The following is a 16,775-nucleotide window of genomic DNA, read 5'->3' as shown; positions in this document are numbered from 1 at the left end:
TCGGTTCGTGTCCGGCAACGTGACTTCGTGACTCTGCTTAAGTGTATGGAACGCGAATAAATCATTCAATTTAAAATCGAAAAAATCGCTGACAAACTTAACGCGATATGCTGACGCTTTCTGTTCCTGATTGTAGTTGCCTGCCGGTTGAAAACAGACATAGCAAGTTCACGAACTGCTTTTTGCGAGAATTTACATACGGTTACTGGTGTTTTCGATGTCGGGAAAAGGTATTTCCCGAAAGGGTTGTGGCGGTTGCCGATTTCTCGCAAATGTATTCATTCCGTAGTAAAACACTTGAACGCCATGATTGTTTCCCAACGTTCGAAACGTTGCAAATGATTCCAGCAGGATAGGTAATGTGACGGATCTCTTTGACATCACGCCGCCGGTACGGCCGGGAATTGCGGTTTATCCAGGCGATGCGCCCTACCGCAGATCATGGACGGCGAGGATCTCGGCAGACAGTCCGGTGAACGTTGGCGAGTTCTCCATGTCGAGCCATTGCGGTGCCCATGCCGATGCACCGCTACACTACGATGCAAACGGACGCTCGATCGACCAGATCGACCTGCACGAGTTCATCGGTCCGGCGCGACTTCTTGAGTCGCGCGGACCTGGTCCGCTCTGCCAGCCCGCAGACCTGGAGGCTTCACTGGAGGACTGTCCGCCGCGCGTGCTTGTGCGGCTCGCCGATGAGCGGGACGTGACGGTTTGGCCTGAGGGGTTCAGGGCTCTGGCGCCGGAAACAATGACCCTGCTGGCGGACAAGGGGGTGAAGCTGATTGGTGTAGATGTGCCCTCAGTCGATCCGGATACTTCCGAAAACTTGCCCAGTCACAGGATTGCATGTTCCCGTGACATGCTCATTCTGGAAAATCTTGCTCTTTCTGCGGTGGAACCCGGTGATTATGAGTTGATTGCGCTGCCAATGAAGTTAGAAGGTCTGGACGCCTCGCCGGTTCGGGCCATTTTGCGCCCGCTCCGCTAATCCCGGGAAACGGGAGTGCGCGGCGGAGAATTAAGAAAAAGGCTGACCGTGGGGAGCGGCAAGGAGCGTGAATGCTGGAGCTTGATCAGCTCGTGATGGATTTTAGCGGATTCAGGGCGGTGAATGGCTGCTCGTTCCGTGTCGATGAAGGCAGTATTACCGGCTTGATTGGCCCGAACGGGGCCGGCAAGACAACGCTTTTCAACATGATCGCAGGGGCGCTGCAGCCGACAAGCGGCCGGATCCGGTTTCTGGGGGAGGATGTCACCAACCTGGCCAGCCATGAGCTGTTCCATAAGGGACTGGTGCGGACCTTTCAGATCCCCCATGAATTTCACAAGCTGACGACCCTGGAAAACCTGATGATGGTGCCGCCGGCGCAGCCGGGTGAAAGCCTGTTTTCCAATTGGTTCGCCTGGGGGCGGGTGAAAGCGGCCGAAGCCGAGGTCGAGAAAAAGGCATACGAAACCCTGGCGTTTCTGGAACTGAGCCACGTGGCGCACGAGCTGGCCGGCAATCTGTCCGGCGGCCAGAAGAAGCTTCTGGAACTGGGTCGCACCATGATGACGGATGCCAAGCTTGTGCTGCTGGATGAACCGGCGGCCGGCGTCAACCGCACGCTTTTGCGCAAGCTCGAAACCAAGATCGAGATCCTGAACAAGGAGCGTGGCTACACGTTCATCCTGATCGAACACGATATGGAAATGATCGAGAAACTCTGCGATCCCGTCGTGTGCATGGCCGAGGGCCGGGTGCTGATCCAGGGCGACTTCCAGACCGTGCGGTCCAATCCGCAGGTGCTGGAAGCCTATCTGGGCGAGACCACGGGAGATGCCGCATGACAGCGCTTCTTTCCATGGAGGGTATCACCGGGGGCTACGGTGACGCCGACATTCTTGAGGACGTTTCCCTGCATGTGGACCCGGACGAGATCGTCGTCATTGTCGGCCCGAATGGTGCGGGCAAGTCCACGGCCATGAAATCCGTTTTCGGCCTGCTGACCATTCGCGCCGGCCGCATGCTGTTCGACGGTGACGACATTACCGTGTGGGCGCCCAACCGCATTGTCCAGCGCGGGATCTGCTACGTGCCGCAGGTCGACAACATCTTCCGTGAGATGTCGATCCACGAGAATCTGGAAATGGGCGGGTTCCTGAAAAAGGGTGACCTCAGCGCAGCCTATGACCGGGTCTACACCCTGTTTCCGGACCTGAAGGAGCGTCGCAAGACGCTCGCCGGCTCACTGTCGGGCGGGCAGCGCCAGATGGTGGCCATGGGCCGGGCCTTGATGCTCGACCCGAAGCTTCTTCTTCTTGATGAGCCGACCGCCGGGCTTTCGCCCAAATACATGGAACAGATCTTCCAGATCTGCCGGGATGTGCGTGACACGGGTGTCGCCATTCTTCTGGTGGAGCAGCATGCCAAGCAGGCACTTGCCTTTGCGGACCGGGGTTACGTTCTGGCTGCCGGCAAGAACCGCCACGAAGGCAGCGGAGCCGATCTTCTGGCCGACCGTGAAGTCGCCGAAATGTTCCTGGGGGGCTGAGCGGTATGGAATTTCTGGAACTCATCAATTTCTACGTCATTCCGGGCATCGTGCTCGGCTCGATCTATGCGCTCGGCGCGGTTGGCATTACGCTGATCTTCGCCATTTTGCGCTATGCCCATCTGGCGCATGGCGACCTGGCGACGCTTGGCGCCTTCATTGCGCTGGCAGTTGTCACCGGCCTTGGCGTTTCGCCGCTGCTGGCCCTGCCGATTGCCATTATCGCAACCGCCGCCGTTGCTGTCGGCATCGACAAGGTGTTCTACGAACATCTGCGCGAACGGCCGAAAATCGTCACCGTGATGGCCTCTCTGGGTATCGCCCTGATGATCCGTGCCGTGGTGCAGGTAGTCTGGGGTGTCGATACCGAAACCTATTCGCGTGGTATTGTCCGTCCGGAAAACTATTTCGGCCTGCGCATCCGTGACCGTGAAATCCTGACGTTCATCGCCATGATCGTGCTCGTCGGCGGGCTGCAGCTGTTCCTGACGCGCTCCAAATGGGGCAAGGCGATGCGTGCCATGTCGGACAACCCAAATCTCGCTTTGCTTTCGGGCATCGACAACAAGAAGGTCGTGATGCTCACCTGGATAATTGCCGGTGGTCTTTGTGCGGCCTCCGGCGTCTTTCTCGGGCTCAATACGGAGCTGAAGTCGATGATGGGCTGGCAGATGTTGCTACCGATGTTCGCTGCGGCCATTCTGGGTGGGGTCGGCCGGATCGAGGGCGCCGTGCTTGGCGGGCTCATCGTCGGCATTGCCGAAGAGCTGTCGGTGCTGGTGATCCCGAGCGAGTACAAGGCCGCGATGGCCTTCGCCATCCTCTTGTTCATGCTGCTTGTGCGGCCCACCGGGCTGCTCAAGGGCAAAGTGCTGTAAGGGGAGGTAGAGAAAATGGAATATCTCGGTCTTCTCAACTACGCCATCTTCATGGCGATCTTCATCGGCATTTATGCCTTGCTGGCGCTTGGGCTGAACATTCAGTGGGGCTTTGCGGGTCTTTTCAATGCAGGCATCGCCGGATTTTTCGCGGTTGGCGCCTATACGTCCGCCGTGCTGACGACGGAATATGCCGACGGGCGCATCGGCGGCTTTGAGATGCCGTTCTTCGTCGGCTGGATCGGTGCGATGCTTGCCGCCGCGCTGGTGGCCTGGCCCATTGGCAAGATCTGTCTGCGGTTCCGCTCCGACTATCTGGCGATTGCCTCCATCGGCATTGCGGAAATCATTCGCCTGGTGGTCAAGTCCGAAGCGGTGCTGACCAACGGCGCGCGTGGCATCTCCGGCATTCCGCGTCCGGCGACAGAGTTTCCGACCCTGGCGCAGGAAACCGCCTATCTGGCATCGCAGGCAGCTTATCTTGCCATCGTGGTCGTCGTGCTGGTGGCTGCCTATGTGCTGGTGGAACGCCAGTTCAACGCGCCCTGGGGCCGTATGATGCGCGCCATTCGCGACAACGAAGGGGCCGCCAAGGCCATGGGCAAGGATGTCGAGTTCCGCCGCCTGCAGGCCTTCATCTTCGGCTCGGCGCTGATGGGCCTGGGCGGAGCGCTGTTTGCGCATTTCAACCGCTCCATCACCCCGGAAGCCATCGACCCGATGGTGGCAACCTTTCTGGTCTGGATCATGCTGATCCTGGGCGGCAGCGGCAACAACCGTGGGGCCATTCTGGGGGCGGCGGTGGTCTGGATCATCTGGTCCATGTCGGAAATTGCCACCGACCGGCTGCCCACGGAATACGCGATCCAGGCGAAATACATCCGTCTGTTCCTGATCGGTCTGATGCTGCAGCTTGTGCTACGCTTCCGTCCCGAAGGCCTGCTGCCGGAGCCTCTGAGAGGCGACCGGCGCGCAAAGAGATCCGGTGCGGATCACACCTAGATCCGTTCCTCAGGCTAGCTTTCCGTTTCGGGAGGCCGAGCCTCGAAAAACCAAAGCCCCGGCGAAGACCGGACTATTGAGGAGGTACTTTGATGAAAACCAAGATTCTCGCACTCGCTGCCGGTCTGATGACCGCAACCGCGCTGGCGTCCGTACCGGCAAAGGCCGACGTCAAGATCGGCTTGCTCGGCGGCATTTCCGGCCCGATCGCAGCCATGGCTCCGGCCATGATCGATGCAGCACAGCTCGCTTTCCAGCAGGTCAACGAGCAAGGCGGTATCGGCGATGGCGAACAGCTGGTTGGTGTTGTCGGCGACAGTGCCTGTAACCCGCAGAACGGCACCGACGCCGCAACCAAGGCCGTCAACATCGAAGGTGTCATCGGCGTTGTCGGCCCGCACTGCTCGGGTGCGGTGCTGGCCGCTGCCGGTTCGGTCACCATCCCGGCCGGTATCACCATGATCACGCCGTCCGGCACGTCGCCGGAAATCACCACGCTCGATGACAAGGGCACCGTCTTCCGCACCGTGCCGTCCGATGACTATCAGGGCCGTGCGCTGGCACGTACCCTGAAGGATCAAGGCTACGAGAAGGTCGCTGTTGCTTACCTCAACAACGACTATGGCACCGGTCTTGCCAACGCGTTCAAGGCGGAATTCGTCGATGAACTCGGCGGCGAAGTCACCCAGTTCGCAGCGCACGAAGAAGGCAAGGCCTCCTATCGTTCCAACCTGGCCGAACTTGCCAAGGGCGACGCTGACACGCTGGTGATCTTCGACTATGGCGATGGCACCGGCCTCACCATTCTGCGTCAGGCTCTGGAAAACGGGTTCTTTGACAAGTTCGTCGGCGGCGACGGCATGAAGTCCGAAGCGGTGATCAACGAACTGGGCGTCGAAAACCTCGGCACCTTCGTGGCGTCTTCTCCGGTTGGCGAACAGTCCGCTTCGCTCGATATCTTCAACGAAGATTTCAAGAACATCGGCGGCGATCCGGATGCGATCTTTGCCACCACGTCCTATGATGCGGCGTTCCTGCTGGCACTGGCGGTCGAAAAGGCTGGCGGCAAGAAGGAAGACGTTGCAGCGGCCATGGCCGAAGTCTCCAACGGCGAAGGCGAACCGATCCGTCCGGGCGAGTGGAAGAAGGCCAAGGAACTGATCGCAGCCGGCAAGGCCATCGACTACAAGGGCGCTGCCGGCGACCAGAACTTCGACGCCAATGGCGACGTTCCGGGCACCTACGCCCTGTGGGAAGTCGGCACCAACGGCTTCGAAGTCCTGACCGAAATGAAATAAACGACTTCGCAAGAAGCGTTAGAATGAAACCGGCGGCTCGAAAGGGCCGCCGGTTTTTTGGTTTGAGAAGCCATGCAATCCTCCACTGCGGTCATTCCGGACAAGCGAGGCAAAGCTGCGCACCGATCCGGAATCCAGACATATTTCGCGCGTAAGCGCGGCTGGTTCTCTTTCTTTTCAAGAAGTGTTCGCTCACGCTTACGCTTATGTGCTGGGTTCCGGATCGGTGCGCAGCTTTGGCTGCACTTGTCCGGAATGACGGAGGAGCGGAGAAAACAAACTGAGGTCTCCCTTACCCCGTCCAGATTTTCCCGCTATACACCTCGCCATGCGTGATCTGGATGTTCTTGTGCTTGGTGGTGGTGCCGCCGGGTTGATGTGTGCGATTGAGGCGGCGAAGCGTGGGCGCAAGGTGCTCGTGGTCGACCATGCCGGGAAACCGGCGGAGAAGATCCGCATTTCCGGCGGGGGGCGCTGCAACTTTACCAACATCCATTGTTCGCCGGCTAATTTTCTGTCGCAGAACCCGAGGTTCTGTGTCTCGGCGCTGAAGCGCTACACCCAGCAGGACTTCCTGAAGCTGGTCGAAAAGCACCGGATTTCCTGGCACGAAAAAACACTCGGCCAGCTCTTTTGCGACGACAGCGCCAGGGACATCATCCGCATGTTGCTCGCCGAGCTGGAAGCGGCCGGCGGCACCTTGCAGCTGGAAACGGAAATCAAGGCGATTGAAAAACCGGACGACCGGTTCTCCGTCTCTACCTCCAAGGGGCCATTGCGGGCAGCATCGCTTGTGGTGGCGACCGGCGGGCCGTCGATCCCGAAGATGGGCGCGACCGGCTTCGGGTACGATCTGGCCAGGCGCTTCGGCCACAACGTCATTGCCCCGCGCGCGGCGCTGGTGCCGCTGACCTTTTCCGATGCCAACAAGGAATTGTGCGGCCGGCTTGCCGGGATTTCGGTGGATGCGGTCGTTTCCTTTCAAAAGACATCGTTTCGCGAAGGCCTGCTCTTCACCCACCGGGGTTTGTCCGGTCCGTCGGTGCTGCAGATCTCGTCCTACTGGCAGGAGGGCAAGCCGATCTCGGTGAACCTGTCTCCGGAGGCGGATGTCTTCGAAGCCTTGCGGGGCGCCCGCAAGGACAACCCGAAACAGGACCTGAAGACTGCCCTCGGCGGATTGCTGCCCAACCGGCTGGCCGATGAACTGTCGCAGGCCTTTGCCCTGAAAGGCCGCCTTGCTGACCAGTCGGACAAAGTTCTGCGCCGGGCGGCCGAACAGTTGAACCACTGGCAGCTCACACCGGTCGGCACCGAGGGGTATCGCACGGCGGAGGTTACCCTGGGCGGGGTCGACACGAAGGAACTCTCCTCCAAGACCATGGAGAGCACAAAGGTGCCCGGGCTCTATTTCATTGGCGAGGTGGTCGACGTCACAGGCCATCTGGGCGGCTTCAATTTTCAGTGGGCCTGGTCGTCTGGCCATGCCGCCGGTCAGGTAGCCTGACAGCGTATCCTTTCGGGGAAGAGATTTGCGCGGCGCAGCATTTTTTGATGACCGCCCCTCAGAGCCGGGTATAGTGACCCGAAAGAAGGTTTGGCTCCAGGCCGTCCTTTCGCCGCGACCGTGTTGTTCCTTTTCCTGAGAAGGTGCTTCAGGGCTGTCTCGAAGGATGGGCGGCAAACGCCGGAACACGCGGCCCGTTCTTCAGCATCGGCCTGGTGGTCCGCGCGGAGACGAGCAAAGGGCTGCGCCTGGGTGAAAGAGAGCGGCTTGTGGTTGTCGTTCGGGGGGATGAATGAAGCGCGTAACCATTCACGATGTGGCCGAAACGGCTGGCGTCAGCCTGGCGACGGTTGACCGTGTGCTGAACGGCCGGCCGGGGGTGCGCAAGGTCACCATCGAAAAGGTGCGGCAGGCGGTCGATGCGCTGAATTACAAGCCGGATGTCTTTGCCGCGGGTCTTGCCAAGAAACGGGTCTATCGTCTGCACTTCCTCATTCCCAATGGCCCGAACGCCTTCATGGAAGACCTGACCCGCGAAGCGCTGTCTCACGCCGAAACCATGAGCGCCGACCGCATGCATGTGCATGTGGAGCCTATCGACGCCTTCGACGGCCACCGGGTGGCCGGCACGCTGGCGATCCTCGATCGGACGCAGTGCGACGGTGTCGCGGTCGTCGCACCCGCATTTCCGGAAGTGCAGGCCGCCATCGACCGGCTGCAGGACCGGGGCGTGCCCGTGGTCACGCTGGTCTCCGATCATCCGTCGTCTTCCCGCCGGCATTTCGTCGGTATCGACAATGTGGCCGCCGGGCGCACCGCCGGGCGGTTGCTCGGCCGTTTCCTGCCAAAGGTGCCGGCCAAGATAGGGATCATTGCAGGCTCACTCGGCCTTCGCGACCACGCCGAGCGCTATCAGGGCTGCCGGGATGTCATCGAAAAAGACTTTCCTCATCTGGAGTTGTTGAAGGTGCGTGAGGGCAGGGACGATAACGCCCGCAACGCCGACCTGATGCGAAAGCTCCTGGCAGAACACCCGGATCTTGCCGGGCTTTACAATATCGGCGCGGGCAACAGGGGTACGATTGCGGCCCTGAAGGAAAGCGGCCGTAGTCAGGACATTGTCTTTGTCGGTCACGAGTTGACGCCCTACACGCGTGAAGCGTTGCTGGACGATGTGCTAGATGCCGTGATTGCCCAGGACCCTGGACACGAAATCCGTAGCGCTATCCGTGTGTTGAAGGCGCTCTGCGACGGCGCTGCGATCATCGAAGGGCAGGAACGTATCGGCATTGATGTGTTTATGAAGGACAATCTGCCCGGCGATCTGGAGCCTTCCGCACCCGCCGGGCAGCCTGCCTGAGGGTGTCGTCAGCGCAGCTTTTGGCCGATTCTGGCAAAAAGTCTCCTCCTACATTCAAATTTTGAATTGACCTTTCAGGGCGCGCGCCTCATATCTAATGCATGCGTTTGACACAACAGACAAACTATGCCGTTCGCGCGCTGATGTACTGCGCCGTGAACCCCGACAAACCGAGCAAGGTCGCGGATATCGCGGCCAGCTTTGACATGTCTGAAACCCACTTGTTCAAGATCATGAAAGTCCTGGTCGATGCAAATCTGATCAAGACCATTCGTGGCCGGAACGGCGGGGTCATGCTGGCACGCCCGGCAGAGAATATTTCGGTAGGCGAGGTTGTCCGCGCCGCTGAAGAGAGCTTCCTGCTTGCGGAATGTTTCGACAGCGGCCGCAAGGATTGCCCGCTCATCATGTCCTGCGGCTTCAACGGCCTGCTGCATGAGGCGCTGGAAGCGTTCATGGAAGTGCTGGACGGCAAATCGATTGCCGACCTATCGGAAGACCGCTTCGGCATGCGCGATCTCCTGAAGATCGATATGACCAAGACTCCGATCGCGGCCAACGCGTAAGGGGTTCCCGGTTCATCAAGTTTTCGAAGGCGCCACCAACCGGTCGGCGCCTTTTTTGTTTGGGCTAGGGGAAGTTCAGCGAGTGATGGCCCGGGTCGCCGGCTGGAAGAGAGGCCTCTGGCGCAAGGAGAAGCTGACGCAGGCTCTCGCTGCGGGGGCGATCTGTTTCAGCATGTCGGGGAAAGGTCGGTCACGGCACGCATCATGCGCGGGCGGGGACTTAAGAAAAGGCCGGGCTGGCTTGCCGCTGAGGGAGAGGAGAGGGCGGTTGGCTGGCCTGGCATTTGTCACTCCGGTCTCCCGGAGGGCCTGTCTAGTCCGAAACCAGAGGACGCGATTTCCGGTTCCGTTTCGATCAGGCATTGCCTTGATAGGAAAACTTGAGTATGAGTGTCAAGTATAAAGTTGAGTTGGAAACTCATCTTTTAATTTCGATGTCCCACTGCTCCTTTAACAAGCTGAAATTTGACCAGTTTCAGGAGCGAAAAAAGGCCAAGGACCGAATGCGCGCTATGACACCAACCGCCAACAGCCAGAAGCACCGCCTCTCCCTGGGTTCCAGCAGCCGCGCCTCGCGCGCCTTTGCGGCAAAGCCGCCACGGGAGACGAAATCGGAACTCGATACCCGCGACCTGTTCAGTGGTCAGCGCCAGATCGAGATCCGCCACAACAACGAAACCTACCGTTTGTCCATCACCAAGCAGGGCAAACTGATTTTGACGAAGTGATTTTTCCCGGCCGTGGTCCCTTCCCCCTTGTGGGGAAGGGTTGGGGAAGCGGCTGAACGGCGATTCCAAACTTGCCGCCAGTTCTCATCAAGAACCTCCACCGCTCCTCGCTCCCACAAAAGGGGAGGGCGACGCGCCTGAAGTTCCAGTCACTCCAGGTAAAATTGGTTGAACTCAGGCCCCGAAAATCGCCACAGGTTTGCCGACACCGCGCAGGGCGTGTTCGCCCATGGCGCTGAGGTCGGTCTGAAGGTCGCCGGACAGAGCGTTCCGCACCGGTTCTGTCAGAAGCAGAGCGCGACCGAGGGGCTTGCAAAGGGATTCCACGCGACTGGTCTCGTTGACCGCGCGTCCAATCACGGTGAAGTCGAGCCGTTCTTCGCCGCCGACATTGCCGAAAAAGACCTCTCCCCGATGAAGGCCAATACCGATCTTTAGCGGGTGCCAGTAAACCGGATCCGGAAGCTCTTCGGGCGGATTGCGGTTCAACGCGTCGATAGCCTTAAGTGCTGCCTTGGCGGCCTTCATCGCCGCATTCGCTGCTGCCTTTTCGCCGAGTGTTTTCTGATCGAACACGGCAAGAATGCCGTCGCCCATGAACTTCAGGATATCCCCACCGTGGTTGAGCACGGCATCCGACACCCGGTCGAAATAGGCATTGAGAATTGAGGTGACTTCCGGCCCGCTGAGCCTGTCGGCCAGTTGGGTGAAGCCGCGCATGTCTGCCATGAAGACAACGGCCGTGATCGCCTCGCCGTCGCCGCGCTTGATCTCACCGTCCAGCACGCGCTGCCCTGCAATGGGTCCGAGGTAGGTCTCGGCAACATTGCGGGCAATCCGCTGGACGATGTGACGCTCGATATGGAGTGCCAGCAGATCGATCAGATTGCGGATCGGATCTTTTTCCTCCGGCAACCAGCCTCCTGGCTTGCGGGTCGCCAGGGTCATGGCATTGTGTTTTTCGTGCGAGGAACTGAGCGGCAAGGCGATATAGGCCGTGTAACCCTGATCGGCGAGTTCACGCATCAAGGGGGCGGAATTCGCGCCCTTGTCACTTTCCAGGTCGACCCTGATGATCTGGCCTTCGTTTATGACGTGAGACAGCGGATTACGGGTGAAGGCTTCAGATTTTGACGCATTGGCATCTGCGGCCACCTCGTCGCAGAACTTGTCCTGGCTGTTCCACACCCAGGAAAAGCCGACGACGCGGGGATGAAGCGTCCCGATGTGCAGCGTTGCCCGGTCAAAGGCAATGCCGGCGGCCTTGCAGCGCCACATGAACTCCTCGAACATCAGCATGACATTGTCGATCCGTGTTGCCTCGTGCAGCAGCCACGAATTCAGTTGCTCGATACTGAGTGTTTCCGGCGCACAGGAAGGCCCCCGCCGGGAGCGGGCAATCAGATAGACATGGGGCGCATAGCTGCGCGGGGCGGGATCCAGGAAAGCTTTGTTCATCGGGGCTCCGTGACACGGATTAAACTAATATCTCGGGCGCCGACGATCAAAATTCAATCGGCAAAATACCGATTGGTAGAAAATGCGTTCGCACGACTCGGGAGAAACGGGCGAACGGGAGAACGCCAAGATTGATGTATCCTTGGAGACAGAGCTGCGCGCTTCCTCAGGATGAGGTTGGAGTATCGCACACACTGGCAGACCTTCAGGACATTCTTCGAAAAATGAGGAGCCGCGTGTGCGGCTCCCCGAAGAAGAGTGTCTGACTCATGGCAAGGTGGCGCGTTAAAACGCCGCCTCGACGCCACCCATTTCCACGTAAACGCTCTTGGTCTGGCTGTAGTACTCGATTGCCGCATGGCCGTTTTCGCGGCCGATGCCCGACTTCTTGTAGCCGCCGAAAGGCATTTCGATCGGGGTCAGGTTGTAGGTGTTGATCCAGCAGGTTCCGGCCTGCAGTTGGTCGATCACCCGGTGTGCCCGCTGAATGTCCTTGGTGAAAACGCCTGCGGCAAGACCAAATTCCGTGTCATTGGCGCGTGCGACGACATCGTCCTCATCCGTGAAGTCGAGAACGCTCAGCACCGGGCCGAAAATCTCCTCGCGGGCAATGCGCATGTCGTCCTTCACGTCGGCAAAGACGGTGGGCTGCACGAAATAGCCATCCGGGAAGCTGGAGACCGAGGCCGTGCCGCCGCCACAGACCAGACGCGCGCCTTCTTCCTGGCCGATCTGCATGTAGTGGAGCACCTTGTCGAGATGCTGTTTGGAAACCAGCGGGCCGATGTTGGTTTCCTCGTCCAGCGGATCACCCAGCACCGCTTTGGCCGTGCGTTCCGCCAGCCGCATCAGGAAGGCTTCCTTGATTGCTTCGTGAACGAACACGCGCGTGCCGTTGGAGCAGATCTGACCGGTTGAGTAGAAGTTGGCGTTGATGGCGGCGGACACGGCGTTTTCAATGTCCGCGTCGTCAAAGACGATCAGCGGTGACTTGCCGCCAAGTTCCAGCGTTGTCTTCTTCAGGTGTTCGCCCGCAAGCGCGGCCACCTTTGCACCCGTGGGAACGGAGCCGGTGAGGGAAATCTTGGCGATGGCCGGGTGAGCCACCAGCTTCGCGCCGACGTCGCCAAAGCCCTGCAACACGTTGAAGACGCCGTCCGGCAGACCGGCTTCGGTAAAGGCTTCCGCCAGCTTCAGGGCGCTCAGCGGGGTGACTTCCGACGGCTTGAAGATCATGGCGTTGCCGCAAACAAGGGCCGGGGCGGATTTCCAGCACGCGATCTGGATCGGATAGTTCCAGGCGCCGATGCCGAAGCAGATGCCGAGCGGTTCGCGCTTGGTATAGGCAAAGGAGCCGCCCAGATCGATATGTTCGCCGGTGAGTGTCGCCGCCAGGCCGCCGAAATACTCCAGGCAGTCGGCCCCGGAGGCAGCGTCAGCGATGAGGGTTTCCTGCAAGGGTTTGCCGGTGTCCAGCGTTTCCAGAATGGAAAGGTCCCGGTTTTTCTCGCGCAGGATCTCTGCCGTCCGGCGCAGCACGCGGCCGCGCTCGGCAGGAGGCGTCGCCGCCCAGATCTTCTGACCCTCGCGGGCGGAGCGGATGGCTGCTTCGATCACCGCATCATCGGCGGCGTAAAGCCGGGCAATCGCTTCACCGGTTGCTGGATACAGCGAGTCGAAAGGTGTGCCGCTCTGGCTCTCGGCATATGAGCCGCCGACATAATGGGACGCTTGCGGTTGGGCGCGCATGGGTTGGCTCCTTGATTTGTGTCTGCCCTGGTTTGTCAGTGATCTGCTGTGCCAGAGGTCAGCGTTGGCTTGTTTCCCACTCCGGGTGGATCCACGGTTCCTGGTTTGACGCGGGAAGCGGGGTTTTGCCCAGAATATGGTCCGATGCCTTTTCCCCGACCATAATCGAGGGCGCATTCAGATTGCCATTGGTGATTTGCGGAAAGATGGAACTGTCGGCGACACGCAGGCCATCGACACCGATGACCCGGCATTCCGGATCGACCACGGCCATGGCATCGTCCTTGGCCCCCATCCGGCAGGTGCCACAGGGGTGATAGGCGCTTTCCACGTGTTCGCGAATGAAGCCGTCGAGCTCCTCATCGCTTTGCACTTTATCTCCCGGCTGGATCTCCTTGCCGCGATAGGGAGCAAAGGCTTCCTGGCCGAAGATCTCGCGGGTCAGACGAATGCTGGTCCGGAAGTCTTCCCAGTCGTCTTCGTGAGACATGTAGTTGAACAGGATCGACGGCTTGGCCTTTGGATCGCTGGAGGTCAGCTTGATCCGGCCGCGTGACTTGGACCGCATCGGCCCGACGTGGGCCTGGAAGCCATGGCCTTCCGCGGCCGCCTGGCCGTCGTAACGCACGGCGAAGGGCAGGAAGTGATACTGGATGTCCGGATATTTCACGCCAGCCTTGGAGCGGATGAAGGCGCAGCTCTCGAACTGGTTCGAGGCGCCTAGGCCCTGTTTCAGGAACAGCCACTGCGCCCCGATCACCGCCTTGGAGATCAGGTTCCAGTGCTTGTAGAGCGTGATCGGCTGGGTGCAAGCCTGCTGAAGATAAAGCTCCAGATGGTCCTGAAGGTTGGCGCCAACGCCGGGCCGGTCGGCCACGACATCGATCCCCATTTCAGCCAGATGTGCCGCCGGGCCGATGCCCGACTGCATCAGGATCTTCGGCGAGTTGATGGAGGAAGCCGACAGGATCACCTCGCGGGCGGCCCTGGCTTCGCGGACTTCGCTACCGGTTCCGAATTCCACGCCGACTGCGCGATTGTCCTCGATCAGGACCCGGCGCACCAGGGCGCCCTTCACCAGGGTCAGGTTGCCACGTTTGAGGGCCGGTTTCAGATAGGCGTTGGCGGCGGACCAGCGGCGGCCGCGATGGACCGTCATTTCCATGTCGCCGAAGCCTTCCTGACGTTCACCGTTGTAGTCGGAGGTCACGCCATATCCGGCTTGTTCGCCAGCGGTCTTGAAGGCGTCGAACAGCGGGTTCCACTTCGTGCCGCGTTGGACATGCAGCGGACCTTCGGTCCCGCGCCAGCCCTCCTGGCCACCATGGCTGTGTTCCTGGCGCTTGTAGTAAGGCAATACGTGGCGATAGCCCCAGCCGCTCGCACCCATCTCTTCCCAGGTGTCGAAGTCGCAGGCGTGGCCACGCACATAGACCATGCCGTTGATGGAAGACGACCCGCCGATAACCTTGCCGCGCGGTGTGGCCAGACGCCGGCCACCGAGGTGCGGTTCCGGCTCGCTGACATAGCCCCAGTCGTAGAGCGGCATGTTCATCGGATAGGACAGGGCAGCCGGCATCTGGATGAGCGGACCGGCGTCCGTTCCGCCGAATTCCAGCACAAGCACCCTGTTGTTCGGGTCTTCCGACAGGCGATACGCCAGGGCGCAGCCGGCGGATCCTGCCCCGACAATGATGAAGTCGAACTGGTCGCTCATGTTGGTCCTAGTTGCTCAATTCTTGCTGTTGCGCCCTTCGTGGACGGCAATCTGGGTTTCCACATAGTCTTCGACCAGAGCGATGGCGGCCGCGCGGTCGGTCTTGCCGTCGCGCAGCGCTTGCCGGATCCAGACCCCGTCGATCATGGATGCGGTGCCCTCTGCAATGCGCCGGGCCTCGTCCTGGGGCATGAAGGCACGCAGGTTGTGGGTCAGGTTCGAGGCGAGCCTCGCGGCATAGATGTTCAGAAGACGGCTGTTGCTGTCGGTGGTGCGCGACTGGACGTAGAAGGCCAGCCACGCCGCGATCACTGCCGGGCGAAACTGATCGACCGAAAAGTTGCCGGAAATGATTGCGGAGATCCGTTCACGCGGAGTTTCCGCCTTTCTCAGGTTTTCGCGGATGGCGAGGCCGAGTTCGGTCAGCAGATGGCGCATTGTGGCGGCCAGCAACTGGTCCTTGGAACCGAAATAGTGATGCACAAGTCCGCCGGAGACACCCGCCCGCTTGGCGATCTGCGCCATGGTTACATCGCTGTAGCCACGTTCGTGTATGGCATCGACCGTGGCGTCAATCAGGCTGCGCCGCCGCTCTGCTTCCATTCCGACCTTGGGCATTTCGACCTCCATTACAGGGTGAGAGAAGAATTCAGATCAGCTTTTCGACCGATAGTCTGACGATGGCAATTCCAGCCAAGCACAAATCCGGGTTCCGATCGTCACGGTCATCGTGCAACTGCGTCAAGGCGAAGGACTAGCCTCCCCCACAGCCTTTTCCGGACCCTTGCCTGGTTCATCTCACACTCAGGTTTTATTTTTAATTGATCAATCAATCAATGAAAACTTGCAAATTTTTCCGGTGGATGTTTGGATCTAAGTTAGTCAGGCTGTGGGCAGGGGAAACTGAGGGCGTTAGAACCTGAAAGACACCCTTCGCACCGCAGAAGAACAAGAAATCAGACTTTCCACAGGAGGCATACACATGAAAATTGCAGCGAAACTCGCTGGAGGCCTGGCGCTCGGGCTGATGCTCACGGGAACCGCCTTGGCAAACGATCCGGAAAGCTGCCAGACGGTTCGCTTCTCCGACGTCGGCTGGACCGACATCACGGCAACCACTGCCGCAACCTCAGTCGTGCTGGAAGCACTCGGCTACACGCCGGACGTCAAGCTCCTGTCCGTGCCGGTGACCTATGCGTCGCTCAAGAACAAGGACATCGACGTCTTCCTCGGCAACTGGATGCCGACCATGGAAGGCGACATCAAGAATTACCGTGAGGACGGCTCCGTCGAAACGGTCCGTGCCAATCTGGAAGGCGCGAAATACACGCTGGCCGTTCCGGATTACACCTATGAAAAAGGCCTGAAGAGCTTCCAGGACATCGCCAAGTTCAAGGACGATCTCGACGGCAAGATCTATGGCATCGAGCCGGGCAACGACGGCAACCGCCTGATCATCGGCATGATCGACGAAAACCTCTTCGGCCTGGAAGGCTTCGAAGTGGTGGAATCCTCCGAGCAGGGCATGCTGGCGCAGGTCGCCCGCGCGAACCGCCGCGACGCGGACATCGTCTTCCTCGGCTGGGAACCGCACCCGATGAATGCCAACTTCAACATGAAGTATCTTGAAGGCGGCGACGACATTTTCGGCCCGAACTACGGCGGCGCCACCGTCTACACCAACGTGCGTGCCGGTTACGTTCAGGAATGCCCGAATGTCGGCAAGCTGCTGGAGAACCTGGAATTCTCGTTGCCGATGGAAAACGAGATCATGGGCGCGATCCTGACCGATGGCGAGGATCCCAACAAGGCGGCAGCCGCCTGGCTGAAGGAGCATCCGGCAACCTTCGAAAACTGGCTCGTCGGCGTGAAGACCTTTGATGGCGGCGACAGCTTCGCAGCCGTCAAGAGCGCTCTTGGACTTTAACGTCTCTTGTGAAGTGAACGCCGTCGCTCGCGACGGCGTTCTTTTTGG

The 16,775-nt window shown here is 59.8% G+C and carries 15 protein-coding genes; 11 read left to right on the top strand and 4 right to left on the bottom strand.

The features are described from left to right. Nucleotides 1–361 precede the first annotated feature (361 nt). From kynB to hemP, 10 genes are all read left to right on the top strand, one after another. Nucleotides 362–991 (top strand): arylformamidase, encoded by a 630-nt coding sequence (gene kynB, locus FMN63_RS17640; protein WP_162855047.1) that lies wholly within the window; start codon nucleotides 362–364, stop codon nucleotides 989–991. A 71-nt stretch (nucleotides 992–1,062) separates the two neighbouring features. Next, nucleotides 1,063–1,833: an ABC transporter ATP-binding protein gene (locus FMN63_RS17635; RefSeq protein ID WP_148585405.1), complete on the top strand. Its 771-nt coding sequence runs from the start codon at nucleotides 1,063–1,065 to the stop codon at nucleotides 1,831–1,833. Then, on the top strand, nucleotides 1,830–2,537 hold the full coding sequence (locus FMN63_RS17630; RefSeq protein ID WP_148585404.1) for an ABC transporter ATP-binding protein: 708 nt from the start codon (nucleotides 1,830–1,832) through the stop codon (nucleotides 2,535–2,537). The genes FMN63_RS17635 and FMN63_RS17630 overlap by 4 nt, the downstream gene beginning before the upstream one ends. A 5-nt stretch (nucleotides 2,538–2,542) precedes the next feature. Further along, nucleotides 2,543–3,415 (top strand): branched-chain amino acid ABC transporter permease, encoded by an 873-nt coding sequence (locus FMN63_RS17625; RefSeq protein ID WP_148585403.1) that lies wholly within the window; start codon nucleotides 2,543–2,545, stop codon nucleotides 3,413–3,415. 15 nt (nucleotides 3,416–3,430) lie between these two features. After that, entirely contained in the window at nucleotides 3,431–4,417 is a 987-nt protein-coding gene (locus tag FMN63_RS17620) for a branched-chain amino acid ABC transporter permease (protein WP_148585402.1), read from the top strand. Between the two features lie 92 nt (nucleotides 4,418–4,509). Further along, complete coding sequence (locus tag FMN63_RS17615) at nucleotides 4,510–5,715, top strand: ABC transporter substrate-binding protein (RefSeq protein WP_148585401.1); 1,206 nt, start codon at nucleotides 4,510–4,512, stop codon at nucleotides 5,713–5,715. 328 nt (nucleotides 5,716–6,043) lie between these two features. Further along, complete coding sequence (locus FMN63_RS17610; protein WP_148585400.1) at nucleotides 6,044–7,222, top strand: BaiN/RdsA family NAD(P)/FAD-dependent oxidoreductase; 1,179 nt, start codon at nucleotides 6,044–6,046, stop codon at nucleotides 7,220–7,222. Nucleotides 7,223–7,514: 292 nt separating this feature from the next. After that, on the top strand, nucleotides 7,515–8,582 hold the full coding sequence (locus FMN63_RS17605; RefSeq protein ID WP_148585399.1) for a LacI family DNA-binding transcriptional regulator: 1,068 nt from the start codon (nucleotides 7,515–7,517) through the stop codon (nucleotides 8,580–8,582). A gap of 101 nt (nucleotides 8,583–8,683) precedes the next feature. Then, nucleotides 8,684–9,148 carry an iron-responsive transcriptional regulator RirA gene (gene rirA, locus FMN63_RS17600; protein WP_148585398.1) on the top strand — a complete coding sequence of 155 codons (465 nt, stop codon included), beginning with the start codon at nucleotides 8,684–8,686 and terminating at the stop codon, nucleotides 9,146–9,148. Nucleotides 9,149–9,534: 386 nt separating this feature from the next. Further along, a complete protein-coding gene (gene hemP / locus FMN63_RS29870; RefSeq protein WP_286192693.1) occupies nucleotides 9,535–9,876 on the top strand; it encodes a hemin uptake protein HemP in 342 nt (113 codons plus the stop codon). Nucleotides 9,877–10,050: 174 nt separating this feature from the next. Here the strand turns inward: hemP and FMN63_RS17590 are convergent, their stop codons facing one another. The 4 genes from FMN63_RS17590 to betI all read right to left on the bottom strand — a co-directional run bounded on the left by FMN63_RS17590 (nucleotide 10,051) and on the right by betI (nucleotide 15,418). Further along, nucleotides 10,051–11,334 carry an adenylate/guanylate cyclase domain-containing protein gene (locus FMN63_RS17590; RefSeq protein WP_148585397.1) on the bottom strand — a complete coding sequence of 428 codons (1,284 nt, stop codon included), beginning with the start codon at nucleotides 11,332–11,334 and terminating at the stop codon, nucleotides 10,051–10,053. Between the two features lie 285 nt (nucleotides 11,335–11,619). Further along, the gene (betB, locus tag FMN63_RS17585; protein WP_148585396.1) at nucleotides 11,620–13,083 is read right to left on the bottom strand and encodes a betaine-aldehyde dehydrogenase; all 1,464 of its coding nucleotides are present in this window, start codon (nucleotides 13,081–13,083) and stop codon (nucleotides 11,620–11,622) included. 58 nt (nucleotides 13,084–13,141) lie between these two features. Next, entirely contained in the window at nucleotides 13,142–14,800 is a 1,659-nt protein-coding gene (betA, locus tag FMN63_RS17580; protein WP_148585395.1) for a choline dehydrogenase, read from the bottom strand. A 15-nt stretch (nucleotides 14,801–14,815) separates the two neighbouring features. Next, complete coding sequence (gene betI, locus FMN63_RS17575) at nucleotides 14,816–15,418, bottom strand: transcriptional regulator BetI (RefSeq protein ID WP_148585394.1); 603 nt, start codon at nucleotides 15,416–15,418, stop codon at nucleotides 14,816–14,818. A gap of 364 nt (nucleotides 15,419–15,782) precedes the next feature. Between betI and FMN63_RS17570 the strand changes: the two genes are divergently transcribed. Then, on the top strand, nucleotides 15,783–16,727 hold the full coding sequence (locus FMN63_RS17570) for a choline ABC transporter substrate-binding protein (RefSeq protein WP_148585393.1): 945 nt from the start codon (nucleotides 15,783–15,785) through the stop codon (nucleotides 16,725–16,727). Nucleotides 16,728–16,775: the final 48 nt, after the last annotated feature.

The organism is Stappia sp. BW2 (assembly GCF_008107695.1).
Lineage (GTDB): Bacteria > Pseudomonadota > Alphaproteobacteria > Rhizobiales > Stappiaceae > Roseibium.
The sequence above is the reverse complement of the archived record's forward strand: the minus strand, read 5'-3'. Positions and strand labels throughout refer to the sequence as shown.

Coding starts and splice junctions, on each gene's coding strand:
- FMN63_RS17635 (WP_148585405.1), top strand. CDS start 1,063: ATGCTGGAGCTTGATCAGCTCGTGATGGATTTTAGCGGATTCAGGGCG.
- FMN63_RS17630 (WP_148585404.1), top strand. CDS start 1,830: ATGACAGCGCTTCTTTCCATGGAGGGTATCACCGGGGGCTACGGTGAC.
- FMN63_RS17625 (WP_148585403.1), top strand. CDS start 2,543: ATGGAATTTCTGGAACTCATCAATTTCTACGTCATTCCGGGCATCGTG.
- FMN63_RS17620 (WP_148585402.1), top strand. CDS start 3,431: ATGGAATATCTCGGTCTTCTCAACTACGCCATCTTCATGGCGATCTTC.
- FMN63_RS17615 (WP_148585401.1), top strand. CDS start 4,510: ATGAAAACCAAGATTCTCGCACTCGCTGCCGGTCTGATGACCGCAACC.
- FMN63_RS17610 (WP_148585400.1), top strand. CDS start 6,044: ATGCGTGATCTGGATGTTCTTGTGCTTGGTGGTGGTGCCGCCGGGTTG.
- FMN63_RS17605 (WP_148585399.1), top strand. CDS start 7,515: ATGAAGCGCGTAACCATTCACGATGTGGCCGAAACGGCTGGCGTCAGC.
- rirA (WP_148585398.1), top strand. CDS start 8,684: ATGCGTTTGACACAACAGACAAACTATGCCGTTCGCGCGCTGATGTAC.
- hemP (WP_286192693.1), top strand. CDS start 9,535: ATGAGTGTCAAGTATAAAGTTGAGTTGGAAACTCATCTTTTAATTTCG.
- FMN63_RS17590 (WP_148585397.1), bottom strand. CDS start 11,334: ATGAACAAAGCTTTCCTGGATCCCGCCCCGCGCAGCTATGCGCCCCAT.
- betB (WP_148585396.1), bottom strand. CDS start 13,083: ATGCGCGCCCAACCGCAAGCGTCCCATTATGTCGGCGGCTCATATGCC.
- betA (WP_148585395.1), bottom strand. CDS start 14,800: ATGAGCGACCAGTTCGACTTCATCATTGTCGGGGCAGGATCCGCCGGC.
- betI (WP_148585394.1), bottom strand. CDS start 15,418: ATGCCCAAGGTCGGAATGGAAGCAGAGCGGCGGCGCAGCCTGATTGAC.
- FMN63_RS17570 (WP_148585393.1), top strand. CDS start 15,783: ATGAAAATTGCAGCGAAACTCGCTGGAGGCCTGGCGCTCGGGCTGATG.